22 protein-coding genes are annotated in these 23963 nt (G+C 72.1%); 10 read left to right on the top strand and 12 right to left on the bottom strand.

Annotation, left to right across the window (positions count from 1 at the left end; all coding sequences use genetic code 11):
* Positions 1-55 precede the first annotated feature (55 nt).
* Positions 56-775: a PIG-L deacetylase family protein gene (locus tag ACZ6YG_RS28145; protein WP_219545169.1), complete on the top strand. Its 720-nt coding sequence runs from the start codon at positions 56-58 to the stop codon at positions 773-775.
* Positions 776-781: 6 nt separating this feature from the next.
* Here the strand turns inward: ACZ6YG_RS28145 and ACZ6YG_RS28140 are convergent, their stop codons facing one another.
* The 9 genes from ACZ6YG_RS28140 to ACZ6YG_RS28100 form a co-directional block, all read right to left on the bottom strand.
* Positions 782-1210, bottom strand: a complete 429-nt coding sequence (locus ACZ6YG_RS28140; protein WP_148036891.1) for a PIN domain nuclease — start codon at positions 1208-1210, stop codon at positions 782-784.
* Positions 1192-1416, bottom strand: coding sequence for a type II toxin-antitoxin system VapB family antitoxin (locus tag ACZ6YG_RS28135; RefSeq protein ID WP_148036890.1), 225 nt, complete (start codon positions 1414-1416; stop codon positions 1192-1194). The genes ACZ6YG_RS28140 and ACZ6YG_RS28135 overlap by 19 nt, the downstream gene beginning before the upstream one ends.
* A gap of 195 nt (positions 1417-1611) precedes the next feature.
* Positions 1612-2598 (bottom strand): DUF2804 domain-containing protein, encoded by a 987-nt coding sequence (locus tag ACZ6YG_RS28130; protein ID WP_148036889.1) that lies wholly within the window; start codon positions 2596-2598, stop codon positions 1612-1614.
* Entirely contained in the window at positions 2598-3308 is a 711-nt protein-coding gene (locus ACZ6YG_RS28125) for a CPBP family intramembrane glutamic endopeptidase (RefSeq protein WP_466019640.1), read from the bottom strand. Before ACZ6YG_RS28125 ends, ACZ6YG_RS28130 begins: the two co-directional genes overlap by 1 nt.
* A gap of 43 nt (positions 3309-3351) precedes the next feature.
* Complete coding sequence (locus tag ACZ6YG_RS28120; RefSeq protein ID WP_219545166.1) at positions 3352-3609, bottom strand: WhiB family transcriptional regulator; 258 nt, start codon at positions 3607-3609, stop codon at positions 3352-3354.
* Between the two features lie 75 nt (positions 3610-3684).
* Positions 3685-4338, bottom strand: coding sequence for a neutral zinc metallopeptidase (locus ACZ6YG_RS28115; RefSeq protein ID WP_148036886.1), 654 nt, complete (start codon positions 4336-4338; stop codon positions 3685-3687).
* 5 nt (positions 4339-4343) lie between these two features.
* Positions 4344-5807: a glutamate-cysteine ligase family protein gene (locus tag ACZ6YG_RS28110; RefSeq protein WP_148036885.1), complete on the bottom strand. Its 1464-nt coding sequence runs from the start codon at positions 5805-5807 to the stop codon at positions 4344-4346.
* A gap of 156 nt (positions 5808-5963) precedes the next feature.
* Positions 5964-6596 (bottom strand): response regulator, encoded by a 633-nt coding sequence (locus ACZ6YG_RS28105; RefSeq protein ID WP_148036884.1) that lies wholly within the window; start codon positions 6594-6596, stop codon positions 5964-5966.
* Positions 6593-7801 (bottom strand): ATP-binding protein, encoded by a 1209-nt coding sequence (locus tag ACZ6YG_RS28100; RefSeq protein WP_148036883.1) that lies wholly within the window; start codon positions 7799-7801, stop codon positions 6593-6595. The genes ACZ6YG_RS28105 and ACZ6YG_RS28100 overlap by 4 nt, the downstream gene beginning before the upstream one ends.
* Positions 7802-7913: 112 nt before the next feature.
* On the opposite strand from ACZ6YG_RS28100, the gene ACZ6YG_RS28095 reads away from it, so the two are divergent.
* The 8 genes from ACZ6YG_RS28095 to ACZ6YG_RS28060 all read left to right on the top strand — a co-directional run bounded on the left by ACZ6YG_RS28095 (position 7914) and on the right by ACZ6YG_RS28060 (position 18800).
* Positions 7914-10193 carry a PspC domain-containing protein gene (locus ACZ6YG_RS28095; protein WP_466019639.1) on the top strand — a complete coding sequence of 760 codons (2280 nt, stop codon included), beginning with the start codon at positions 7914-7916 and terminating at the stop codon, positions 10191-10193.
* Positions 10183-10386, top strand: coding sequence for a hypothetical protein (locus tag ACZ6YG_RS28090; RefSeq protein WP_148036881.1), 204 nt, complete (start codon positions 10183-10185; stop codon positions 10384-10386). The genes ACZ6YG_RS28095 and ACZ6YG_RS28090 overlap by 11 nt, the downstream gene beginning before the upstream one ends.
* A 75-nt stretch (positions 10387-10461) precedes the next feature.
* A complete protein-coding gene (locus ACZ6YG_RS28085; protein ID WP_148036880.1) occupies positions 10462-10944 on the top strand; it encodes a (2Fe-2S)-binding protein in 483 nt (160 codons plus the stop codon).
* Positions 10941-13268, top strand: a complete 2328-nt coding sequence (locus tag ACZ6YG_RS28080) for a xanthine dehydrogenase family protein molybdopterin-binding subunit (protein ID WP_466019638.1) — start codon at positions 10941-10943, stop codon at positions 13266-13268. The genes ACZ6YG_RS28085 and ACZ6YG_RS28080 overlap by 4 nt, the downstream gene beginning before the upstream one ends.
* A complete protein-coding gene (locus ACZ6YG_RS28075) occupies positions 13265-14119 on the top strand; it encodes an FAD binding domain-containing protein (protein ID WP_148036878.1) in 855 nt (284 codons plus the stop codon). Before ACZ6YG_RS28080 ends, ACZ6YG_RS28075 begins: the two co-directional genes overlap by 4 nt.
* A gap of 73 nt (positions 14120-14192) precedes the next feature.
* Positions 14193-14888 (top strand): SRPBCC family protein, encoded by a 696-nt coding sequence (locus ACZ6YG_RS28070; RefSeq protein ID WP_271274739.1) that lies wholly within the window; start codon positions 14193-14195, stop codon positions 14886-14888.
* 88 nt (positions 14889-14976) lie between these two features.
* The gene (locus ACZ6YG_RS28065; protein ID WP_466019637.1) at positions 14977-17739 is read left to right on the top strand and encodes a bifunctional glycosyltransferase/CDP-glycerol:glycerophosphate glycerophosphotransferase; all 2763 of its coding nucleotides are present in this window, start codon (positions 14977-14979) and stop codon (positions 17737-17739) included.
* The gene (locus ACZ6YG_RS28060; RefSeq protein ID WP_148036876.1) at positions 17736-18800 is read left to right on the top strand and encodes a glycosyltransferase; all 1065 of its coding nucleotides are present in this window, start codon (positions 17736-17738) and stop codon (positions 18798-18800) included. The genes ACZ6YG_RS28065 and ACZ6YG_RS28060 overlap by 4 nt, the downstream gene beginning before the upstream one ends.
* A gap of 80 nt (positions 18801-18880) precedes the next feature.
* On the opposite strand, the gene ACZ6YG_RS28055 is transcribed toward ACZ6YG_RS28060, so the two are convergent.
* The 3 genes from ACZ6YG_RS28055 to ACZ6YG_RS28045 form a co-directional block, all read right to left on the bottom strand.
* Positions 18881-19927 (bottom strand): sulfotransferase family protein, encoded by a 1047-nt coding sequence (locus tag ACZ6YG_RS28055; RefSeq protein ID WP_219545158.1) that lies wholly within the window; start codon positions 19925-19927, stop codon positions 18881-18883.
* Between the two features lie 21 nt (positions 19928-19948).
* Positions 19949-20755, bottom strand: coding sequence for a CDP-alcohol phosphatidyltransferase family protein (locus tag ACZ6YG_RS28050; protein ID WP_187281624.1), 807 nt, complete (start codon positions 20753-20755; stop codon positions 19949-19951).
* Positions 20756-20853: 98 nt separating this feature from the next.
* Positions 20854-22500: a hypothetical protein gene (locus ACZ6YG_RS28045; RefSeq protein ID WP_466019636.1), complete on the bottom strand. Its 1647-nt coding sequence runs from the start codon at positions 22498-22500 to the stop codon at positions 20854-20856.
* 254 nt (positions 22501-22754) lie between these two features.
* On the opposite strand from ACZ6YG_RS28045, the gene ACZ6YG_RS28040 reads away from it, so the two are divergent.
* On the top strand, positions 22755-23936 hold the full coding sequence (locus tag ACZ6YG_RS28040; RefSeq protein ID WP_219545156.1) for an acyl-CoA reductase: 1182 nt from the start codon (positions 22755-22757) through the stop codon (positions 23934-23936).
* Positions 23937-23963: the final 27 nt, after the last annotated feature.

Raw genomic sequence — 23963 nt, 5'->3', positions numbered from 1 at the left:
GAATGCCGGGGACCGGGCTCCCGTTGTGCGGACAGACGCCTCAGAAAGGGGAGCCATGCTGCCGGAGAGTGAGATCACCAGGGTCCTCGTCGTGACTGCGCACCCGGACGACGCCGACTTCGGCGCGGCCGGCAGCGTGGCGCTGTTCGCCGACAAGGGCGTGGAGGTGACCTACCTGCTGGTCACCGACGGCGACGCGGGCGGCAACGACCGCTCCCTGGACCACTCCGGCATGGCCGAACTTCGCCGCGCCGAGCAGGCCGCGGCGGCCAAGTGCGTCGGCGTGACCGACCTGCGCTCCCTCGGCCGCGCCGACGGGACCGTCGTCCCGTCGCTGGATCTGCGCAGGGACATCGCGCGCGTCATCAGGCAGGTACGGCCCGAGCTGGTGATCACCCATCACCCCGAGCGCAACTACGAGTTCATCGCCCCCAGCCACCCCGACCACCGGGCGGTCGGCGGCGCCACCCTGGACGCCGTCTATCCCGACGCGCGCAACCCGTACGCCTTCCCGGAGCTCGTGGAGGAGGAGGGCCTGGAGGCGTGGACGGTGCGTGAGGTGTGGCTCATGGGCGGGCCCACCCGCAACCACTGGGTGGACATCACGCCGGTCGTCGACCGCAAACTGGCGGCGCTGCAGTCGCACGCCAGTCAGGTGGGTCACATCGAGGGGTTCGCGGAGATCGTCAGGGACCGTTTCGCCGCCTGGGCGCGGCAGGCCGGCTTCCCCGACGGGCACTACGCCGAGGGCTTCCAGGTCGTCAACACGACATAGGCCGGCTTACGGCACCGAACCGGGCGGCACCACCCACAGCGACGGCTGCCCGGTGACCTCCGCGATCCGGTCGTAGTCGCGGTCGTAGTGGAGCACCGTCGCGCCGTACACCTCGGCGCAGGCGGCGATGAGCAGGTCCGGCGGGCTGACGCCGCGATGCTGCGAGGCCTCGATCAGCTTCAGCTGGACCTCGCGGGCGCGCGCCCAGACTTCCGGCCCGGCGGACAGCCTGATGACCTGGTGCTGTGCGCGGATGATGCGCTTGTAGTGCGCGTGGTTACGGGCGCTGTAGCCGACCTCCAGGTCGATGATGTCGCACGTGGCCACGACACGAGCCGCGTAGAGCGGGTGGAGCGCCTTGGCGACGACGTCGCTGGTCCTGATGCGCGCCAGCGCGCTCGTGTCGAGCAGGTAGATCACTCCTGTCGCCGCCACGCGTGCTTCATGACCTCCGGATCCAGCAGATCCGGGCTCCCCTCCGTCCGCCAGAACTCGAACGCCTCGATCGCGTCCGCCGTCTCCTCGTCCCGGTCGAGCACCGCCTGCAGGGCCGAGTGGACCGTTTCCTTCATGCTGCTCGTCCCCAGCCTGTCCTGGACCGCCTGGACGAGTTCCTTGTCGATGTCGATGACCGTTCGCATGGAACACCACCTCCGTTACCTCCAGCGTATATCACGAAGTGTGATCTTGATATACGCACTCTCCGTGTCCGATCGAACACGTTGAGGCGCGGAAGTGACTTTAAAGCAGCGGCAAAGAGCATGAACGCAGGCCAGGGCCGCGAGGTGAAGGATCCTCACCCCGGGGCGGAAAGCACCCTCACCACCGGGAGAACATCACCAGCGCTGCCGGGCCTCCTCCGCCCACCCCGTCAGCCCGTCGAGCTCCACCCAGGTGCCGTCGTCGGCCTGGGCGCGGCCGGCGAAGTGGCCGAAGCACTGGTGGGTCTCGGAGCCCACCACCACCAGCTCGGTGCGGGCCACCCGCTCGTAGAACGGCGTGAACTCCACCTGCACCCGGGGACCGGTGATCCGCCACGGCCGCATCCAGTCGGCGCGGTCGTAGCTCCACGCCAGCTCCTCGCCGATCTTGTGCAGCCGGCCGCCGATGAACAGGGCGTTCTCCGTCATCCCGGTGCCGGCCGTCCACCGCCCGCCGAGCTGGATCGCCTTCCCGGGCGCGCTGCCCGCCGCCCAGTTCCAGGCGATCGAGTACGGCCAGCGCCCCCGCCCGTGGTCGAGCACGGCGAACGAGTCTTCCTCGCGCACCTCGTACGGGACCGAGCCGAGCACGAGCCTGCCCCGGACCGGGCGGCCGACGTCCTTGACCGTGTACTGGAAGCGCCGCGGGCCCCACGGCACCACCACGCCGAGCGACTCGTGGCCCTCGCGCGACGGCATCTCCAGGTCGACCTCGATGCCCTCCGCGCGGGCGCGCAGCGCGGTGGCGCCGGGGGTCTGGGTGATCCGGATGTCCAGCCCGCCGCCGCCCTTCGCGACGGCGGTGCCCTCCCCGCTGCGGTCGGGCATGACGGTGCCGCGGGCGAACGGCACCACGACGTCCCTGCTGATCTCCTCGCCGGCGGCGCGGTCGAGGACGTAGAGGCCGTGCACGCCCGCGTAGTCGAGCGAGGACGCCACGACGCCGATGATGTGGGACGGGGTGACGATGCCCCAGTATTCCCAGCGCTTGGTGCGGCCCCAGCCGCGCAGGTTGGCCCGGTGGAGCGGCCGTCGCGTCCAGCCGACGGCGGCCGGGTTGAGCCGGCCGTCGGGCAGGCAGAGGTCCACGGGCTCGGTGATCTCCCGTTCGCGCGTCGTCATCAGAGGGAGGCCTCCTGCTGGACGGGCTCGGTCCTGGTCGCGGCGAGGCGGGCGAAGAGGTAGCCCAGCGAGTTGGTCGCCAGATGCAGCATCGAGGGCGCGAGGAGCCCACCCCGGCGGCGCAGCTCGGTGAACAGGACCCCGGCGGCGGCCGTCGAGAGCACGCTGCCCGCCACGACCCGCGCCGTGTCGAGCCGCCCGGGGGACTCGCCCGCGACGACGGCTCCCAGCGCCGGGTTGGCGCGCGCCATGTCGACGGCCGGCAGGATGTGCCAGAGGCCGAACAGCGCCGACGACACCGCAGTGGCGGTGGCCTGCCCGTGGGCCCGGCGGAGCATCGCGTGCAGCGCCCCGCGGAACCCGACCTCCTCCAGCAGCACCGTGCCGAACGGGACCTGGAGCAGGGCCTCCTCCAGGACGCGGGCGCGGGTGAGCGACAGCGCCCGCTCGTCGTGGAAGAGCGGGCGGGTGCGAGGGAGGGTGATGCCGACGGTGTAGACCGCGGCCACGCCCGCCACCAGCACCCCGCCGATGACGGCCCCCCGGCGCCCGTGCTCGAACCCGAGCTCCTCCCACGTGACCCCCGACCGGCGGGCCATCGCCACCAGCGCCGCCGTGGCCGCGGCGGAGGTGAGGGGGCCGAGCCGTGGCGCGACGCGGTTGTTGAGCACGTTGGCCGCCGTCAGCACGGCGATCGAGCGAAGCAGCACCCTTGAAGATTAGTCGCGCTCACTCTTAACCCACGCCGGAGGGTCACGAGGCCGCGGGGCGGCGCACACCTTCGGGAACGCGGGAGCGGCGGCGCTCCTCCGGGGTGAGCCCACCCCAGATGCCATCGGCCTCGCCCGCCTTCAACGCGTACGAACGACACTCGGTGAGGACCTGGCACGTCGCGCAGACGGCCTTGGCCCGCGCCTCCTGGACGGGTGAGGGGGCGAGGGGGAAGAAGAGCTCCGGGTCGCTGGATCTGCAGGCCCCCCTGCGCAGCCAGCCGATCTCCTCCAATGGCATGGGCTAACGCTATGACGTGTACAAGATCAGTCGCATCATCCTGGGGATTGACACGCGACTACATCGCGGGAGGTGTCAGCAGGCGCTCACGCCGCGGGTGTAGCCGACGGCGAACGACCGCTGGCGCTGCTCGGCCGTACCGTGGGCAGCCGGGTCGAGCCAGTCGTCGGTCGGGTCGCCGGCGGCGGCGAGGTTGAGCAGGAGCTCGTCCTCGTCGCCCGGCTCGGCCACCAGCGCTCCCGAGTCGATCAGGGCGCGCAGCGTGCCGCCCGCGTAGCAGTCGGCCTGCAGCTCCATCTCCACGTTGAGGCGGAAACTGGTGCGGAGCTGGGCCTGCACGGCGTGGCCGAACTCGTGCGGGATGATCAGATAGACGGAGCCGTCGCCCATCCGGCTCCACAGCGCCCGCATCCACTCCTCGTCGTAGGCGATGAAATGTCCCGCCGAGCAGTAGAAGGCGTTGTTCGGCACGGACGGCTGCCCGCCGCAACGCGGCCCGTTCGTCCCCGAGTAGGGGATGAACCGGTTGACCGGGCGATAGGTCATCCCGGACGCCGCGAACTGCTGTTTCCAGAACTCCTCCGACAGCGTCCTGGCGCCCCACACGTCGTCCTCGAACGAGTCGAGCCCGCGCCGGTCCCTGGACGGCACGTCGATCACACCACAGGCGGAGACGGGGGCCAGCAGCAGCACGACGAGCAGGAGGCGCACGACGAGGGGAGGCGTCACATGCCTCAGACTGCCCAGGTATGTACGGGTTCATTCGCGTGCATACGGTCGAGGTACTCCAGCGTCATCGCCCGCAGCGCCTCATGCCGGTCGCCGCCGATCGCCCGTACCTTCTCGACCTGCCAGGTGGCGCCCGTGCGGCCCGTCAGGCAGCGGCCCTCGATGACGCCCAGCAGGCGGGCGGAGACGTCGTGGTCCACACCCCGCAGGTTCAGTCCCTCGTACGCCATGGGCAGCAGGCGGCGCAGGATCAGCTCGTCCGCAGGCACCTCGCCGAGCCCCGGCCAGTACAGCCGGGCCTCCAGGCCGTGGCGGGCGGCGTTGTAGAGGTTCTCCTCGGCGGCGGCGAACGACATCTGGCTCCAGACCGGCCGCTCCGCGTGCGGCAGCACGCTCATCAGGCCGTAGTAGAAGGCGGCGTTGGCCGCGATGTCGAGCACGGACGGGCCGGCCGGGAGCACCCGGTTCTCCACGCGCAGGTGCGGGCGGCCGTCCACCACCGCGTACACGGGACGGTTCCACCGGTAGACGGTGCCGTTGTGCAGGGTCAGCTCGTGCAGCTGCGGGACGCGGCCCTGTTCCAGCTCGGCCCTCGGGTCCTCGTCATCGCAGATGGGCAGCAGGGCCGGGTAGTAGCGGACGTTCTCCTCGAACAGGTCGAAGACGCTGGTGATCCAGCGCTCGCCGAACCACACCCGGGGCCGCACGCCCTGTGCCTTCAGCTCGTCCGGACGGGTGTCGGTGGCCTGCTCGAAGAGCGCGATCCTGGTCTCGCGGTGCAGCTCCTTGCCGAACAGGTACGGGGAGTTCGCGGCGACGGCGACCTGGGGGCCGGCGATGGCCTGGGCGGCGTTCCAGTGCGCCGCGAAGGCCGGCGGGCTGACCTGCAGGTGCAGCTGGACACTGGTGCAGGCGGCCTCGGGGGTGATGCTGTCGGCGCGCGTGTCCAGCAGTTCGACGCCCTCGATCCGCAGGTGCAGGTCCTCGCCCCTGGCCGCGAATATCTGCTCGTTCAGCAGCTTGTAGCGGGGGTTGGCGGAGAGCGTGCCCTCGCCGATGTCCCGCTCGCGCAGCGTGGGCAGGATGCCGACCAGCATCAGACGGGCGCCCTGCGACCGGGCGCGCTCCTCGGCGTGGTTGAGCCGGGCGCGCACGTCGTCCTCCAGCCGCCTGGCCCCGCCGTCGCCGAGCTCCTGCGGCTCGATGTTGATCTCGACGTTGAACTGCCCCAGCTCGGTGGCCCAGTCAGGCCGCGCGATGGCGGCGAGCACCTCGGCGTTGCGCATGCACGCCTCGCCGGCGCCGTCCACGATGTTGAGCTCGATCTCCAGACCGGCGAGCGACCGGTCGACCTCGAACTTCGACTCCCGGAGCAGCTCCGCGAAGACGTCGAGGCAACGGTGGACCTTCTCGCGGTACTTCCGTCGGTCGTCCCGGCTGAACACGACGATCGGCACATCCCTGCCCATACCTGGAATGTCGCACGCCGTCCCTTGTTAGACCACCCCACCACGCCCAGCCTTCGTCCTGGGCTGAGGCAAGGCGCCTACGCTCCGACTTCCCGGTGCCGCCAGCCCCGCCCACGCCCAGCCGGAGTCGTTCATGGACGACTTTCTCCCCGGCGGTCAGACGAGGCGGCGGGCGGTGGCCCAGCGGGAGAGCTCGTGGCGGTTGGAGAGCTGGAGCTTGCGCAGCACCGACGAGACGTGGGTCTCCACCGTCTTGACCGAGATGAACAGCTCCTTGGCGATCTCCTTGTACGCGTAACCGCGGGCGATCAGCCGCAGCACCTCGCGCTCGCGCTGCGTCAGCGAGTCGAGCTCGGGGTCGATCGGAGGCGCCTCGGAGGAGGCGAAGGCGTCGAGGACGAAGCCGGCCAGACGCGGCGAGAAGACCGCGTCACCGTCGGCGACCCGGCTGATGGCGTCGGTCAGCTCCTTGCCGCTGATGTTCTTGGTGACGTAGCCGCGGGCGCCGCCGCGGATGACGCCGATCACGTCCTCGGCCGCGTCCGACACCGACAGGGCGAGGAAGCGCACCTGCGAGCCGGCGCCGAGCACGCGGCGCAGCACCTCCTGGCCGCCGCCGCCGGGCATGTGGACGTCGAGCAGGACGACGTCCGGCTGCAGCTCGGCGATGGCCTTGACCGCCGAGTCGACGTCCTCCGCCTCGCCCACGACCTCGATCGAGTCGCCCAGCTCGGCCCGCACGCCGGAGCGGAAGAGCCGGTGGTCGTCCACGATCAGCACCCGCGTCATTGCTTTTCCACCTTCATCGTCAGCATCACTTCAGTGCCCTCGCCAGGCTCGGTACGCACCCTGGCGGCGCCGCCGTGACGTTCCATCCTTCCGATGATGGACTCCCTGATCCCCATCCTGTCGACCGGCACCGCGTCGAGGTCGAACCCCTTGCCCCGATCCTTCACGAAAATCGTGACCTCTTCACCCTCTACTTCCGCGTACACGGAAATGGACGGACTCTCAGAGTATTTCGCGGCGTTGACCATCGACTGCCGGGCCGCCTTGAGCATGGCCCCGAGCCTGCCGCCGGAGTCGAGGTCGATGTCGCCGACGCAGACCACCTCGATCGGCACGCCGTGCGCGTCCTCCTCCTCGGCCGCGATGCGCCGTACGGCGGCGGCGAGGGTGGCGTCGGCGTCCTGGGCCGGCTGGTAGAGCCAGTTGCGCAGCTCGCGCTCCTGGGAGCGGGCCAGGCGGGTGACCTCGCGCGAGTCGTGCGCGACGCGCTGGATGAGCGTCAACGTGTGCAGGACGGAGTCGTGCACCATCGCGGCGACCTCGGCGCGCTCCTCCTGACGGATGCGCTCGCGCCGTTCGAGCTGCAGCTCCTTCCACAGGCCGGCCAGCCACGGGGCGGCGATGACCGCCAGCCCGCCGACCACGACCGTGGTGAACAGCAGGCCCTGGCCCGCCTCCTGGAGCTGGCCCTCGACCACCAGGAAGCCGATCCCGCCCGCCACCACGAGCATCACGCCGAGGAGCGTGCGCACCCGGTTCTTCCTGATGCTCTTGGTCGCGCCGCTCACCCAGTTCTTGCGGCGGTCGGGATCGGCCTGCTGCCACAGGATCAGCCCGCCGATGCCGCCCACCGCGAACGGCAGCATGCCGATGCCGCCCCGTGAGGCTCCCGTCAGGAACCCGAACGCGAGCAGCGCCACCCCGATCGCCGTGAACGCGGCGAGCTGGCTCCAGTCGCGGGCGGGCGGCTCTCCCCTGTACGGCTCGCGCGGCGTGATCATCCACAGCACCGCGTACGCCACACCGCCGACCCCGCCGACCACGCTGAGCAGCACGAACACCAGCCTGATCACGACGGGGTCGAGCTTGAGCTGCGCGGCCAGGCCCTGCGCGACGCCGCCGACGAGCCGGCCCTCCATGGGGCGCATCATGCGGCGGTACGGCCCGCTGGTCTCGGGCTCGGCGAGTGTCTTCTGGTCTGTCATAACACCGCCATCGTCACATGTCGCAGCGTTGGGGGCATCAGGGAACAACCCCCGGGTCGGGTCAGGGGTCTCCCCGATGCGTGCCCCCTTGGGGGTGGGTCACGATGGTTCCATGACAGAAGCACCGCCCAGGGAACCGGCCGCGCCCCCGAGCGTGCTGCGCCGCAGCAGCGAGGGACGATTCCTCATGGGGGTGTGCGCCGGGCTCGGCAGGCACACCGGCATCGACCCCGTGGTGTTCCGCGTGGGGTTCGTGATCCTGCTGTTCGGGTCCGGTATCGGGCTGTTTCTGTACATCGCGGCTTTTCTGCTGATGAAGGAGCCCAGTGGGCGGCCGGGGCTCATCGAGCAGTGGACCCACCGCGACTTCGACGCCGACACGGTGATGGCGCTGCTGACGGCGGTGCTGGCGCTGGGGCTGGGCATCAACCTGTCGACCGTGTGGCTGGACACCGGGACGCTGGTGGCGGGGCTGTTCCTGGCCGTCGCGCTGCTGGCGGCGCACGCGCACGGGGTCGACCTGCTGGGGCTGGTGCGCTCGATGCCCGAACGCCTCAACCGGCGGCCCCGGGCGATGGACCTGGACGGGTACCAGGAGACCCCCCGCGTGCCTCCGTACGCGCAGGCGACTCCTCCGATGGGTCACCGGCCCCCGGGGTCCCGCGCCGGAGGCCCCCCGCCCTCGGACCAGCCCCACCGTACGGACGAGTCCGGTACGTGGGAGGACGCGTCCCACCCGGCGGCCGAGCCCGGCCAGGGCCCTCGCGCCGTCCCCCTCACCGACGCCGGACCCAGCGCGGTCCACGCCCACGTCTCACCGAAGACCCCCCACCGTACGGAACCGAACCAGGACGAGACGGCCGACGGCCTGACCGAAGCGGGGCAGGCCCAGGCGGCGACGCCCACGGGCGTCTCACCCGACGCGGCGGAATCGCCCACGCAGGACGACCAGCCCGAAACGGGGAGGGACGAGGCGGCGACGCCCACGAACATTCCACCCGACGCGGCCGCACAGGACGGCCGGCCTGAAACGGGGCGGGACGAGGCAACCGCGCCGCCCGCCGCAGCCGCACACGCCGCTGCTTCCCCCGACGCGGGGGCGGACACGGCCGCCGAGGGCGACCGGGCGCAGGCGGACCGGGGCGACGAGACGGTGGCGCAACCCGCCGTTGAGCTGCCGCGGCAGGGTGCGCCGGGTGAGGAGCCGGCGGAGGCCGGCTTCCGAGCAGAGGCCGGTACGGGCGAAAGGACCGATCAGACCGGTACGAGGACCGGCGACAAGGCCGGGACCGGCGAAGGGGCCGGGATCGGGTCCAGGTCCGGGACCGAGGAAGGGGCCGGGATCGGGTCCAGGTCCGGGACCGAGGAAGGGGCCGGGATCGGGTCCGGGATGGGTTCCAGGACCGGGTCCGGGGCCGGTTCCAGGACCGGGTCCGGGGCCGGTTCCAGGACCGGGTCCGGGGCCGGTTCCAGGGCCGGTTCCAGGACCGGGTCCGAGGCCGGTTCCAGGGCCGAATCCGCGACCGGCGAAGGGGCCGAGGGGGATCGGGTTCGGTCGTATGGGGTGCAGGAGGAGTCGGTGTTCGCGGCGGGTGAGACGCGGGAGATGCCCGCGTACCGGCCGCTCGCCGGGCACCGGGAGACCCGGTACGGCTCGTACGGGGAGCCGTTCGCGCCGCACGGGCCGTACCAGCCGCTGGATCCGGCCAAGCGCGGCGGAGGTTACTCGCCGTACGACCCCGCGTTGTACGGGGTGCCGCTGCCGAAGCGGCAGAAACGGCCGAAGTCGTTCATCGGCGCCATCACCATCCTGCTGGCAACCATCATTGGAGGGATCCTCGTGGCCGTGCAGGCGGCATCGCCTTCGGGCGTGCAGCCCACGATCGTCGGCGGCGCGGTGCTCGTCACCATCGGGGCCGGGCTGCTGATCGCCGCCTGGTGGGGCAAGGGCGCCGGGCTGGTGGCCGCGGGCACCACGGTGGCGCTGCTGATCGGCATCGGGCTGATGTTCGGCGGGCTCCCGGCGAAGGTGGGGTCGGCCGTGTGGCAGCCCCTCACCGTGGAGGAGACGCGCCAGGTGTTCGACGTGGGCGTGGGAGACGGCGAGCTGGACCTGTCGAAGCTCGCGCTGAAGCCGGGGTCGACGGTCGAGGTGCGGGCCGCGGTCTCGGTGGGGACGCTGGACGTGGTGGTGCCGCCCGACGCGCGGGTGGAGGTGCACGCGACCAACAAGGTCGGCGACATCCAGGTCGACCAGTCGCTCCGGGGCGGCCTGGAGGTCCGGCTGGACAGGGTGATGGAGCCGGAGGTCGCGCCCGAGGGCGAGCCGGCCACGATCGTGCTGCACATCCGGGGCGGCGTCGGAGACCTGGAGGTGCGGCGTGCCGCGTGACGTCGACCGGCCGCGGCGCCTGCACAGGACCGACTGGATGGCGCTGCTGAGCGGGACCCTGTTCGTCGTGCTGGGCATCCTGATCATGACGCGGTCGATCACGGATCCGCTGGTCCTGTTGCCTGTGCTGGTGACGGGCCTGGGCTTCGCGGGGCTGGTGGCGATCCTGGCGAGGGTTATTCGTGGTAAGTAACCCTTGACTACCGAGACAAACACGGGCATACGTTGGCCTTGTCCGCCTTTCCCCTGCTCCTGTGAGGGAGGACGTATGCCCCGGATATCCGTCAAAGTGGACGGAATCGCCTACGAGGAGGACGTCGAACCGCGACTTCTTCTCGTTCACCTACTAAGAGAACGGCTGGGCAAGACCGGCACCCCCGCCGGCTGCGACACCAGCAACTGCGGCGCCTGCACCGTGATGCTCGACGGCAAGACCGTCAAGAGCTGCTCGGTGCTCGCGGTGCAGGCCGACGGCTCCGACATCGTCACCATCGAGGGCCTGGCCGCGAACGGGTCGCTGCACCCGATGCAGCGGGCCTTCCACGAGGAACACGCGCTGCAGTGCGGATTCTGCACGCCAGGCATGGTCATGGCCGCGATCGACCTGGTGAGAGACACTCCGGACCCGTCGGAGGAGGCCATCAGGGAAGGGCTCGAAGGCAACCTCTGCCGGTGCACCGGCTACTGCAACATCGTCAGAGCGGTGAAACGGGGCGCCCAGGAGATGGGTCAGGCGGTGAAGTCGTCATGACCGAGGTGGGCAAGGCGAGAAGGCGCAAGGAGGACGCCCGGCTGCTGACCGGGCGCACGCGGTGGACGGACAACCTGCAGCAGCCGGGGATGCTGCACGTGGCCTTCCTGCGCAGCCCGATGGCGCACGCGCGGATCACCGGGGTGGACGTGTCGGCGGCGCGCGAGCTGCCCGGCGTGGTCGCGGTGTTCGCCGGCCAGGACGTCGCCGGCGAGCAGGGCAGCCTGCCGTGCGCGTGGCCGGTGTCGGACGACATCGTCATCCCCGAGCACCCGCCGATGGCGGTGACGGAGGTGCGGTACACGGGCGAGATCGTGGCCTGCGTGGTCGCCACCGACCGGTTCAAGGCGGCCGACGCCCTGGAGGCGATCGAGGTCGACTACGAGCCGCTGCCGCCGGTGATCGACCTGGAGACGGCGCTCTCGCCGGACAGCCCGAAGGTGCACGAGACGGGCAACCAGGCGTTCTCCGTCAAGATCACCTCGGGTGACCTCGACGCGGCCTTCAGGGACGCCCCGGTGGTCATCGACCGGACGTACGTGCAGCAGCGCCTGATCGGCGCGGCCATGGAGCCCAGGGCGGTGCTGGTCTCCACCGACGGCGACACGTTCACGATGTGGACGTCCACGCAGATCCCGCACGTGCTGCGGGTGATGCTGGCCATGGTCACCGGCGTCCCCGAGCACCGGCTCCGCGTGATCGCGCCGGACGTCGGCGGCGGGTTCGGCACCAAGCTGCAGGTCACCGCCGAAGAGGTGCTCTGCCTGCTGCTCTGCCGGAAGCTGGGCAAGCCCGTCAAGTGGGCCGAGTCGCGCACCGAGGGCAACCTGGCCGTCCACCAGGGACGCGGCCAGCTCCAGCACATCAGGCTCGCGGCCGACGCCGACGGCCGCATCCGCGGGCTCCAGGTCGACCTGCTCGCCGACATGGGCGCGTACCTGATGCTGGTCACCCCGGGCGTCCCGATGCTCGGCGCGACCATGTTCAACGGCATCTACAAGATGGACGCGTACGAGTTCGCCTGCAAGGGCGTGTTCACCACCAAGATGCCGACGGACGCCTACCGGGGCGCGGGCCGTCCCGAGGCCACGTTCGCGATCGAGCGGATCATGGACGAGCTCGCGGCGGAGCTGCGGCTCGACCCGATCGAGGTGCGGCGGCGCAACTGGATCAAGCACGAGGAGTTCCCGTACACCACGATCGCGGGCCTGACCTACGACTCGGGGAACTACGAGGCGGCGACCGACAAGGCGCTGCAGTTGTTCGGCTACGACAAGCTGCGCGCCGAACAGGCCGACCGGCGTGACCGTGGCGACCCGGTGCAGCTCGGCATCGGCGTCAGCACGTTCACCGAGATGTGCGGGCTGGCGCCGTCGCGGATGCTGGGCGAGGCGAACTACGGCGCGGGCGGCTGGGAGCACGCGTCGGTGCGGATGCTGCCGACCGGCAAGGTGGAGGTCGTCACCGGCACGTCGCCGCACGGGCAGGGCCACGTGACGTCGTGGAGCCAGATCGCGGCCGACGCGCTCGGCGTCCCGTTCGAGGACGTCACGGTGGTGCACGGCGACACCGCGATCTCGCACAAGGGCATGGACACCTACGGCTCGCGCTCGCTGGTGGTCGGCGGGGTCGCGGTGCTGCAGGCGTGCGAGAAGGTGCGCGAGAAGGCACGCAAGCTGGCCGCGCACCTCCTGGAGTGCTCGCCGGACGACCTCGACTTCGCCGGCGGCGCGTTCAAGGTGAAGGGCACCGACTCCCAGACGACGATCCAGGAGCTGGCGCTGGCCGCGTTCGCCGCGCACAACCTGCCCGAGGGGGCGGAGGCCCGGCTGGACTCGGACGCCACGTTCGACCCGGTCAACTACTCCTTCCCGCACGGCACCCACCTGACGGCGGTGGAGGTGGACACGGAGACCGGACACGTCAAGATCCGCTCGTACGTCGCGGTCGACGACGTGGGGAAGGTGGTCAACCCGCTGATCGTCGAGGGCCAGGTGCACGGCGGCATCGCGCAGGGCATCGGGCAGGCCCTGTACGAGGAGGCCGTCTACGACGCGGAGGGCAACCTGCTCACCGCCACGCTGGCCGACTACCTGCTGCCGTCGGCGGCGGACCTGCCGGACTTCGTGACCGACAGGACCGAGACGCCGGCCACCAGCAACCCGCTGGGCGCCAAGGGCGTCGGCGAGGCGGGCACCATCGCCTCGACGCCCGCGGTGGTCAACGCCATCGTGGACGCGCTCCGGCCGCACGGCGTGCGGGACGTGCAGATGCCGTGCACGCCCGAGCGGGTGTGGCGCGCGCTGGAAGGAGGGCGGGCATGATCCCGGCATCGTTCGACTACGTGCGCCCCGGCTCGCTGGCGGAGGCCTGCCAGGAGCTGGCGGCGGACGAGGACGCCAAGGTGATCGCGGGCGGGCAGTCGCTGCTGCCGCTGCTGCGGCTGCGGCTGGCGTACCCGACGAAGCTGGTCGACGTGGCGCGGCTGCCGGAGCTGGCAGGTGTGCACGACCGCGGCGACCACGTGTTCATCGGCGCGATGACCACGCACGACGAGGTGATGCGCTCCGGCGTGGTGGCCGCGGGCGCCCCGCTGCTCGCGCTGGCGACCGCCATGGTGGCGGACCCGGCGGTGCGGCACCGGGGCACGTTCGGCGGGTCGCTGGCGCACGCCGACCCGGCGGGCGACCTGCCCGCGGTGGTGCTGGCGCTGGAGGGCGTGCTGGTGGCCCGTTCGGCGCAGGGCGAGCGGGAGATCCCGGCGGCCGACTTCTTCGTCGACTATCTGGAGTCGTCGCTGCGGCAGGGCGAGGTCCTGGTGGGCGTGAAGATCCCGAAACTGGGCGACGGCTGGGGCTTCCACTACGAGAAGTTCCACCGCACCGCTCAGGCGTGGGCGATCGTCGGCGTGGCGGCGGCCGTCAGGCGCTCCAACGGCTCGATCCAGGAGGCCAGGATCGGGCTGACCAACATGGGGACGACACCGGTGCGGGCACGGGCGGCCGAGACCGCGCTGGAGGGTCTGGAGCTGGGTGACGGGCTCCGGCAGGCGTGTGAGGAGGCGGCGGCGGACACCTCGCCGCCCGCCGATCTGCACGCGCAGCCGGACTACCGGCGGCATCTGGCCAGGGTGCTGACGCACCGGGCGGTCCGCACCGCGGCCGGAGCGCCCTGATCAGGCGGGGGCGCCCCTCTTCCGGGGCGCCCCCGCGGCACGTAGTCTCGCAGCAGCGGGAAGGAGCGAATCGATGGCGATGCGGTTCGAGCACGAGTTCACGGTCCCGGTCCCCATCGAGCAGGCCTGGGCGGTCCTGCTGGATGTCGAGCGAGTGGCCCCGTGCCTGCCGGGGGCGGCTCTCGACAGCGTCGAGGGTCAGCAGTTCACGGGCAGGATGAAGGTCAAGGTCGGACCGATCACCGTCACCTATCGGGGTTCGGCCGCGTTCGAGGACGTCGACAAGGACTCCCACACGCTCACCATCCAGGCCTCGGGCAAGGAGGCGCGCGGCTCCGGCACCGCCGCCGCGACGGTCAAGGCGCGGCTGACGCCGGTCGACGGCGCCACGTCCGTGACGGTCGAGACGTCGTTCAACGTGACCGGGCGGCCCGCCCAGTTCGGCCGCGGGGTGATGGCCGAGGTCGGGGCGAAGCTCATCGACCGGTTCGCGGCGAACCTCGCCGACCTGTTCGCCGAGCCCGCGCAGGAGCCGCAGCAGGAGGCCGCCGCCGAGGAACCGGCGGAGCGCCACCTGGCCGCCGTGCCGGCGCCCGGCGAGGACGCCCACCCGGCGGGCACCATGCGCACGTCACGCACGCCCGACGAGGAGGCGCTCGACCTGCTCGACATCGCGGGCGCTCCGCTGCTCAAGCGGCTGGCGCCGGTGCTGGGCGGAGTCGCCGCGCTACTTGTCATTGTTTGGGTGATTCGTCGCCTTATTCGATGATTTTGGGCAAAAAACACTGCCATTCGGTCGTACCTCCTGAAGTGCCGGGAATGCCTACTCCCACGTCGTGACGCACGGGGGGGTAGGCATGGCGGATTGCACGGTTGTCGTGATCACCTACAACGACGCCCCCCGGCTGCCCAGAGCGGTCCGCTCGGTGCTCGGCCAGACACTGCGCGACCTCGAAGTGATCATCTCCGACGACGCCAGCACCGACGACACCCCCGAGGTCGCGGCCGGGCTGGCGGTGTCCGACCCGCGCGTCCGCTACCTGCGCAGAGAGCGCAACAGCGGCGGCTGCGGCGCCCCGCGCAACGACGGCCTGGACGCCGCCGCGGCCCCGTACGTGATGTTCCTCGACAGCGACGACGAGCTGCCCCGGCACGCCTGCAAGAGCCTGCTGGCCGAGATCGAGCGGACCGGGGCCGACTTCGTGTCCGGCCAGATCTCCCGGCTGTACGAATGGAACGGGCGACTGCGCCCGTACTACCCGACGCTGTTCGCCCGGCGGCGCGTGGTCGAGGGCATCCGGGAGGAGCCGGAGCTGTTCCTGGACTCGTTCAGCACCAACAAGCTGTACGACGTGCGCTTCCTGCGCGAGAGCGGGGTGCGCTTCCCCGAGGACATCCACTACGAGGACCACGTCTTCGCCACCGAGCTGTACGCGCACGCGCGGCGGTTCGCGATCGTGCCGTGGGTGGTCTACCACTGGCACCGGGCCCGCGGCGCCTCGTCCATCTCGCTGTCGATCGAGGAGATGGACAACGTCCGCCACCGCGTGACCGCCGCCAGGCTGAGCGACGAGGCGCTGCGCCGGCACGGGGCCGCCGATCTGGTGCCCGAGCGGCAGCACCGCTTCCTCCGGCAGGACCTGTGCGTCTACCTCAACCCGCTGCCCTCCAGGGACCTGGTGTGGGTCAAGGAGTTCGCCGCCGTCGTCCGCCCGTACCTGGAGGGGATACCGGCCGAGGTGTACGAGCGGGTGGACCCGCTGGTCAAGGTGTGCTGCCGGCTCATCATGGACGACCGGGCCGAGGACCTGCGCGTCGCCGCCGGATGCCTGACCGGGCCGCGGGCCGTGCCGCGCGCCGCCGTGCAGCTCGGCGGGCGCACCTACTGGGGCACCACGGTCTCGCCCGGCCTGGACATCACCCCGCTGCGCCTGGCCGAGCTGCCGTTCTCGGCGTCGCGGCTGCGGCACGAGGTCACCGAGATCGCCGGCGACGGCCGCCGGGTGCGGATGACCGTGCGCACGTACGATCCCTTCGGCGTGCTGCCGGTGGACTGGGAGGCGTTCCTGAAGCTCGGCGGGCGGCGGGTCCCGCTCCGGCCGCACCCTTCGGGCGACGGCGGCTACGTCACCGAGGTGACCTTCACCCCGGACGGCTCCTGCGAGCCGCGCATCGGCTTCACCCGGCTCGCCGACGGCCTCACCACCACCGACCGGCTCATCGTGGACCCGAAGATGACGCCGATCGAGCTGCCTGGAGCCACGGTCGGCTGCGACGGCCACGCCGCCTACCTGCGCGTGCGACGCTCCCCCCGGCGGCGGGCGCTGCCCGGACGGGTCAAGCGGGCGCTCATCAGGAGGATCAGCACCCCGGCGACGAAGCTGCGCGCGTACAAGCTGCTGATCAAGATGCTGCGGCCGCGCCGCGACCTCGCGCTGTTCGAGTCGGACGTCGGCAAGGGCTGCACCGGCAGCCCCAGGGCCCTGTACGAGGAGCTGCGCCGGCGCGGCCTGCCCGTCGAGGTGGTCTGGTCGGTGGCCAAGGGCCGCGGCAAGGCGCCGACCGGCGCGCGCGGGGTCCGGCGCGGCGGCTGGAAGTACGTCTGGACGCTGGCCAGGGCCGGCTACTGGGTGGACAGCCACGGCTTCCCGCTGGACTATCCCAAACCGCGCGGCACCCGCTACCTGCAGACCTGGCACGGGCAGGGCATCAAGTCCATCGGCTTCGACGCGCCCGACCTGCGCGGCGACTTCGACGGGCCACGCGCGCGGTGGCGGGCCGCGGTCGCCCGCTGGGACGCGCTGATCTCGCCCAGCGCCGAGTTCTCCCGCCGTTTCGTCCCGTCCAACGGCTACACCGGCCCGGTCTACCGGCACGGCACGCCGCGCTGCGACGCGCTGGTCAGGGGCGAGCTCTCGGGCGACCCGCGCAGGCAGTTGGAGCTGCCCGCCGGCAAGAAGGTCCTGCTGTACGCGCCCACGTACCGGGACCGGGCCAAGAGCAGCGGCCGCTCGGTCCGGGCGGACCTGGAGCGGATGGCCGAGGAGCTGGCCGGCGAGTGGGTGGTGATCCTGCGCACCCACCCGGTCGAGCGGTACCGGCCGCCCGAGCACCTGCTCCACTTCGTGCGGCCGGCCGCGACGTACCCGGAGATCAACGACCTGATGCTGGTCTCGGACGCGCTGCTCACGGACTACTCGTCCGTGATGTGCGACTACGCGATCACCGGCAAGCCGATGCTCTTCCTCATCGACGACTGGGACGAGTACCGGCTCACGGAACGGGGCGTCTACCACGACCTGCCGTCCATCGCGCCGGGACCGTGCGTCACCACCACGGAGGAGCTCGTCGACCGGCTCCGCGACCTGCCCGCCGGTCACGCCGCCCACGCCGCGCGGTACGCGGCCTTCCGCGAGCTGTGGTGCGCCGACGAGCACGGCGACGCCGCCGCCAGAATCGTCACGGACTTCTTCGCCGCGGGCCCTTCCAAGGACGCGAGCCCGTCCGGGAACGCGAGCCCGTCCGGGAACGCGAGCCCGTCCGCAAACGCCGGCACCCCCGCGGACGCGGCGAGCGCCGGGCCCGCGCCGGACGCGGATTCCGCGGGGAACGCGGCATGAACGTCGTCTTCGCGTGTCTGGACGCCGACACGCTCGGCGGCATCCAGCAGGTCACGCACACCCTCGCCCAGGGCCTGGCGCGGCGCGGGCACGAGGTGCACGTGATCGGCCTGCACCGGGCCGCGTCGCCCTTCCCCTACGTCGAGCACCCGCGCTACCACCGGCACCTGGTCAGCAGCGCGCCGGTGGGGCAGGAGGGCGGGATCGCGCGCCGGCGGTCCCGCCGCAGGCTGCGGGAGCTGCTGGGCACGATGCGCCCCGGCTACGCGGTGCTCACCTCGCCGGGAGTGGTCACCAGGACGGCCGGGCTGATCCCGGAGCACCTGCGGGCGATCGGCCAGTATCACGGCTCGTACGAGCACGCGAGCGGCTGCTGGCACCTGGGCTCGATCAAGAAGCACTACCCGGAGCTGGAGCAGGCGGTGTTCCTCAGCGAGGACGACGCGTGGCGCTTCTCTGAGCAGGCCCTGCTGCCCAACGCCTGGGCTCTGCCGAACCCGCTGGCGCACTGGCCCCGCCGGGTGTCGGAGCTCTCGGCGCCGCGCGTGCTGGGGGTGGGACGGCTGGAGGGGGTCAAGCGGTTCGACCGGCTGATCACCGCCTTCGCCCGGTCGGGCGCGCCGCCGCCGTGGGAGCTGCACCTGATCGGCGACGGCGCGGAGCTGGACCGGTTGCGCGCGCACGCCGCCCGGGAGGGGGTGACGGACCGGGTGGTGTTCCGCGGGCGGGTGCCCGCCGGCGAGATGCCGGCCGAGTACCGCGCGGCTTCGCTCCTGGCGATGAGCAGCGAGCACGAGGGGCTGCCGATCGTGCTGCTGGAGTCCGCCGCGCACGGGGTGCCGGCGGTGGCATTCGACGTGTCGGGCGGGGTTCGGTCGGCGCGGCCGGTGCTCGTGCCGCCCGGTGACGTGGACGCGCTGGCGGAGCGGCTGGGCTCGCTCACCGGATCGGACCGCGAGCGGCGCCGGCTGGGCGCCGCCGCCCGCGAGCGCGCCGAGGCCTTCCGCCTCGACCGCGTGCTGGACCGCTGGGAGTCCCTGTTCGCGCACCTGGAGCGCTGAACCACACAGGGCCCGCCGGCGGTGACCGGCGGGCCCTTCGCGCTGACGGCGCCGCGCCCCCGCGCCGGCGCCGTCGGTGATCAGTTGTGCTCGGCCAGCTCGGGCGACTCGTTGCGCTGCTGCGGGACGCCCGCCAGCACCCGCTGGCCGCTGGTGAGCAGGGCCGCCACGGGGCTGGGCTCGCGCATCCTGTTGATGCGGTCGCGGAAGCCCTTGCGCAGCCGGCTGGTACGCCGCCTGGCCATCGTCTTGTTGCAGGCCGCCACGTGCTCCTTGGCCGCGCTGGGCGCGCCGGACAGCTCGTAGCCGTTGGCTTCGAGGCGCTCGCCGAACACGTGCTCGCACAGCGAGATCTCCCAGGAGTCCAGCCGCTTGGCCCAGCTCCCCACCCTGCTGCGGGTGACCTCGCCGTGCGTGTTGCTGTGCCATACCTTGTGCACCGGCACGGCCATGCTGGCCGCCTCGCGCGGCGAGACCATGGCGGGCGAGAAGTCCTCGTCCAGGAACACGCAGAGCTTCTTGAGCTCGGTCTCCGGATCGTCGGTGAGGTCCTCGTACCGCAGCTCGAAGTAGGTGTCCTCGGGCAGCGTCCGGCGCAGCCGCTCCCCCGCGTCCATGGCCTCGGCCCAGGTGGCGATCGCGTGGAAGGAGTCGGCCGTGTACCAGGGCATCTCCTTGAGCGAGGCGACGCAGTCGCGCCCGTCCCTGATCAGGTGGATGAACTGGGCGTCGGGGAAGAGCCTGAGCAGCAGGTCGGTGTGCTTGACGTAGCTGGGCCGCTTGTCGCCCCAGCGGGGCTTGTCGAAGCGGTCGGCGTACATGCGGAAGGCGGTCCCGATGACGGAGCCGAGCGAGCCCGGCCCTTCCACGGCCTCGCGGACGAAGTCGGCCTTGGCGATCTTCAGCTCGCGGAACTTGGTGCTGCGGTCGCCGGCGATCCACTCGGCCAGCGGGCGGCGGCGGGCGGCGTCCCGCAGGTCGCCGAAGACCCGGCGGCGGTAGTAGGCGGGAAGGACGAACTTCGTCTCCGGCGCCACCGCCAGCCGAGGGTGGGAGTGGAGCATGAGCTGGAGCATCGTGGTCCCGGAGCGCGGGCACCCGATGACGAACACCGGCCTGTCAGACATTTCGTACTAACCCCCGAAAACTTAGACGAGAACGTGCTCTCGGCTCTCCTGAGCGGCTCCGTGCCTGCGGGCGAAGAGCCACATCCGGTAAACCAGGAAGACCTCGTTGGCGAGAAGCAGGAAACTGGCCGCCGCCGCCACCGGGATCAGCGCCACCACCCCGATCAGGGGCGCGATCACGAACACGGCCGCGTGGAACTCGATCCCGCTGATCAGGTGCGATCGCACCCGGTGGCGGGCCAGGAACGCGTTGAGCCGCTGCAGGAAGCCCGTCGGCACGGGCGCCTCGGCGTCCTCCTCACGCGGCGCCGGCACCAGGTCCGGCGGGGCCTCCTCGGCGTTCCGCTCCCCCCTGATGGCGGCGTGGACCCGCTTCATCTGCGGCGCGTTGACGTACCTGAACAGGTCGAGCACGGCCACGGCGGCGCCGAGCAGGATGTACGCGACCTCCCCCGTGCGCTCGTACTGCCCGTAGGCGAGCCCGGCGGCGCACAGCACCACCCGCACCCGGTCGCCGACGTAGTCGAGCCAGAGCCCGAAGGGCGTCCCCGTGCCCTTCAACCTGGCGATCTTGCCGTCGACACAGTCGATCATGAAGCTCAGGTAGAAGAGCAGCGCGCCGGCCGCCAGCTCGCCCGCCGCCAGGCACACGGCTGACGCCGCGCCGAGGACCAGCGAGAACACCGTGAGGTTGTTGGGCGTGATCTGGGTACGGTTGGCGACCACGAGCGCGACCCGGCAGGCGATCGGGTCCACGAAGTACACCGTCCACCAGGAGTCTCTCCGCTTGCGTGTCTCGTGGACGTCATCGAGCGAATAGGTCCTCATGGACCAACAGCATGACGACCTGCCGTGTTTGAATCTTTACTCTCTGCTACTACTAGAGGATGTCCATGCCTGTTCTTGACCATCTGCCGCCGCAGACGTCATCCGTACAACAGGCGCATGACCCGGCGAGCGGCCCGGCGGGGGCCGGAGAGCCCGCGTGACAGCCGGTAGCCGAGCGTCCTGCGGTAGGCGGAGGCGTTGTGGCGGCTGCGCCGCAGGCGCGAACGCGCCCTCGCCAGCGCGCGCTCGCGGTGCTTGAGCCGGCTCTCCAGCCGGGAGACCCTGGCCAGCGCGACGGCGAGCTGCTCGGCGAGCCGGTCCCTGGCGCGCAGCAGGTCGCGGTACGTCGGCGCCGGATCGTCCGGCCCGGCGGGCGGGCCCAGCTCGGCGTCGAGCCTGCGGGCCAGCTCCAGCTCGGCGCGGTCGCACGGCCTGCCCGCCATGCCGCACAGCGTGAGCGTGAGCTGGTCGCTCTCCAGCGGCCACGGCCACGGATGGTGGTGCCCGGCGGCCAGCAACCGCACCGCGAACCGCCACAGCATCCGGCAGAGCACCACGGCCGGCGGCGGCCCGGCGCCCCCGGGCTGCGGGACGGGGCCGGGAGCGACCGGGTGGAAGGACTCCCCGTCCCAGACCAGCGCGTCGGCCGTGGCGGTGACGTCGCCGCCGTCCTCCACCCACTGGGCGAGCGCGGTGAGCAGCACGCGGACGGCCCGGACGTCCTCGCGGGCGCAGGCCTCCACGAGCATCTCCTCCACGACCCGGCCCGCCGGCACCGGCCGCGCCTCGCCGCCGGGCAGCCGCAGGGCGATCATCGGACCCGTGCCGTCGCGTACCAGTTCGTGCACGGACGCCCCCTCCTCGACCAGGCCGAGCGGCAGGTCCGCGGACGAGGGCTCCCCCCGGGTGGCCACGGCCAGCCAGAGCGGGGCCAGCTCGTCCCCCAGCCGGTGGCGGAACACCAGCCGGGTCAGCCGCAGCGGGTCGGCCGCCGGCATCCGCTCCGCCTCGCTCCCGCTCAGCGGGAAGGTGAGCGCCTCCGGCAGCTCCATGCCGAGCAGCTCGCGGGCGAGCACGGCCCGGGGCGCCCGGCCGTCGGGGTAGGCCGCGTAGCAGCGTTCGGCGCGGAGCCCCGCCGACGCCAGCGCGGCGTCGAGGGTGACCGGCCCGCTCGGGTAGGTGGGGTCGCAGCCGTGCGGCTCCCACTGGCCGTCGCGGTCCGGCGGGCGCGCGTCGAGCAGCCGGTCCACCCCGAGGTCGTTGCGCACCCCGAGCACCAGCCGCCCGCCCGGGGCGGCGAGCCCGGCCAGCGCGGCCAGCGACCGTCGCCACGGCACGGCCGGCGCCTCGGCCGAGTGCGTGCGGGCCAGCCCGTCCAGCGCCAGCACCAAGTCGTACGGCTCGTCGGGGTCGAGCAGATCCAGGCGTCCGCAGTGGACGTCGATGCCCGGATGCCGCTCGCCCAGCGCGCACGCGTCGGGGAACGAACGCAGCACCGCCGCCACCGAAACGGCCCGCCCGGCCACCCGGTCGACCAGCTCCATCGGGTGCGGGCCGACCAGCAGGACCCGCGCGGCGGCGGGCAGCAACCGGTCCAGGAGCTCCAGCGCGGCGGCCCGCCAGCAGGTGATCTCACCCGTGTCCGACCACAGCAGCATCGCGCCGCCGATCAGCCGGACGTTGCCCGGCGCCTCGCCCGGGCCCGCTCTCAGCTCGACGCCTTCGGCGCCGTCGATCACGCGCATCGGACCCGCTTCCGGCCGGGAACGCGGGAGTGACCGTACCAGTGGTTGGAATCGTGCATGGTGTCCCTCCGTGCGGTTGGCGCGCCCCGTCGAACCTTCGCAGTCGCCGATCAGCGCCACGCGTCCTTATACGCTTCCCTTACTCGCCCAGGGGACGCGGTTTCAGTTGACGCCTGGCTCAACTACACTTTGTTGCGTTCTCAACACGGAGAGTGCATGCACGTGGTGGGTGTCAGCGGCCGGGCGGTGACGTGATGCTCGACGTCAGGTTCCCCGCCGGTCCGCCCGTCACCGTCGACCACCTGCTCGACGAGGTCATGGCCGGGAGCCGCCTGTCCGTGGGCGACGACCGCATCCTCGACTTCCTGGTCGCGTTCGGCCGGCTGCTGCTGCGCCCGGCGCTCGCGCGCCGCCATCCCGAGCTCGGCACGCTCGGCTCCTTCCTGCGTCCCGGCGAGCTGCTGCGCACCATCGACGCGCTGCGCGGTGATCACGTACGGATGCCGCGCGGCCTGGCGTTCCACGTCCCGCCCGCCGACGTCGACACCGTGTTCGTCTACTCGTGGGCGCTGTCGGCGCTGACCGGCAACCGCAACGTCGTGCGGCTGTCCCCGCGCGCGGGTCCCATGGCCGCCACGATCGTCGACGCGCTGCAGGAGGCGCTCGACGACGCCGACCCGGTGGTGGCCGCCACCCAGCGGATCATCTGCTACGACCGCTCCCCCACCATCACGGCCGCCCTCTCCTCGGCCTGCGACCTGCGCGTCATCTGGGGCGGCGACCGCGCGGCGCACGAGATCCGCCGGCATCCGCTGGCCCCGCACGCGCGGGAGCTGACGTTCCCCGACCGGTCGTCGTTCGCGGTGGTGCGGGCCTCGGCGTGGCTGGGCGCGCCGCGCGCCGCGCGGGCGGCGGTGGCGGAGGGGTTCGTGAACGACTCCTACTGGTTCGACCAGGCGGCCTGCTCCTCGCCGCGCACGGCGTTCTGGGTCGGGTCGCGCGCCGACTGCGACGCGGCCCGCGCCGCCTTCGCCGCCTGCCTGGCGCTCGCGGTCGAGCGGCGCGGGTGGGCGGTCGACGCGGCCATGGCGGTGCAGCGGCGGGTGGCCGCCTACGAACGGGCGGCCGACCTCCACGACGACGCCCTCGCGCTCGCCACCGCGATCACCGCGCCCCGGCGCTGGCTCGGCGCCGGCACGTTCGCGCACGCCAGGCTCGGCTCCCTGGCCGAGCTGATCCCCCTGGTGGGACGGCGCGACCAGACGATGACCCACTTCGGCTTCTCCCGCGAGGAGCTGATGGAGCTGGCCCACGCCCTGGCGGGGCGGGGCGTCGACCGCATGGTGCCGTTCGGCGACGCGCTCAGCTTCCACCGAGTGTGGGACGGCATGGACGTCGCGAGCGAGTTCACCCGTCTGGTGACGGTGTTCGCCTGACACGGTGCGATAACGAAAAACGGTCCA

The organism is Nonomuraea sp. NPDC054003 (genome assembly GCF_055585125.1).
The sequence above is the reverse complement of the archived record's forward strand: the minus strand, read 5'-3'. Positions and strand labels throughout refer to the sequence as shown.

Excerpts from the sequence above, each read along its gene's own strand:
- ACZ6YG_RS28100 (WP_148036883.1), bottom strand. The coding sequence starts at position 7,801 with ATGACAGACCAGAAGACACTCGCCGAGCCCGAGACCAGCGGGCCGTAC.
- ACZ6YG_RS28050 (WP_187281624.1), bottom strand. The coding sequence starts at position 20,755 with ATGAGGACCTATTCGCTCGATGACGTCCACGAGACACGCAAGCGGAGA.
- ACZ6YG_RS28075 (WP_148036878.1), top strand. The coding sequence starts at position 13,265 with ATGATCCCGGCATCGTTCGACTACGTGCGCCCCGGCTCGCTGGCGGAG.
- ACZ6YG_RS28065 (WP_466019637.1), top strand. The coding sequence starts at position 14,977 with ATGGCGGATTGCACGGTTGTCGTGATCACCTACAACGACGCCCCCCGG.
- ACZ6YG_RS28085 (WP_148036880.1), top strand. The coding sequence starts at position 10,462 with ATGCCCCGGATATCCGTCAAAGTGGACGGAATCGCCTACGAGGAGGAC.
- ACZ6YG_RS28135 (WP_148036890.1), bottom strand. The coding sequence starts at position 1,416 with ATGCGAACGGTCATCGACATCGACAAGGAACTCGTCCAGGCGGTCCAG.
- ACZ6YG_RS28095 (WP_466019639.1), top strand. The coding sequence starts at position 7,914 with ATGACAGAAGCACCGCCCAGGGAACCGGCCGCGCCCCCGAGCGTGCTG.
- ACZ6YG_RS28145 (WP_219545169.1), top strand. The coding sequence starts at position 56 with ATGCTGCCGGAGAGTGAGATCACCAGGGTCCTCGTCGTGACTGCGCAC.
- ACZ6YG_RS28080 (WP_466019638.1), top strand. The coding sequence starts at position 10,941 with ATGACCGAGGTGGGCAAGGCGAGAAGGCGCAAGGAGGACGCCCGGCTG.
- ACZ6YG_RS28040 (WP_219545156.1), top strand. The coding sequence starts at position 22,755 with ATGCTCGACGTCAGGTTCCCCGCCGGTCCGCCCGTCACCGTCGACCAC.
- ACZ6YG_RS28130 (WP_148036889.1), bottom strand. The coding sequence starts at position 2,598 with ATGACGACGCGCGAACGGGAGATCACCGAGCCCGTGGACCTCTGCCTG.
- ACZ6YG_RS28055 (WP_219545158.1), bottom strand. The coding sequence starts at position 19,927 with ATGTCTGACAGGCCGGTGTTCGTCATCGGGTGCCCGCGCTCCGGGACC.
- ACZ6YG_RS28105 (WP_148036884.1), bottom strand. The coding sequence starts at position 6,596 with ATGACGCGGGTGCTGATCGTGGACGACCACCGGCTCTTCCGCTCCGGC.
- ACZ6YG_RS28060 (WP_148036876.1), top strand. The coding sequence starts at position 17,736 with ATGAACGTCGTCTTCGCGTGTCTGGACGCCGACACGCTCGGCGGCATC.
- ACZ6YG_RS28110 (WP_148036885.1), bottom strand. The coding sequence starts at position 5,807 with ATGGGCAGGGATGTGCCGATCGTCGTGTTCAGCCGGGACGACCGACGG.
- ACZ6YG_RS28120 (WP_219545166.1), bottom strand. The coding sequence starts at position 3,609 with ATGCCATTGGAGGAGATCGGCTGGCTGCGCAGGGGGGCCTGCAGATCC.
- ACZ6YG_RS28045 (WP_466019636.1), bottom strand. The coding sequence starts at position 22,500 with ATGCGCGTGATCGACGGCGCCGAAGGCGTCGAGCTGAGAGCGGGCCCG.
- ACZ6YG_RS28070 (WP_271274739.1), top strand. The coding sequence starts at position 14,193 with ATGGCGATGCGGTTCGAGCACGAGTTCACGGTCCCGGTCCCCATCGAG.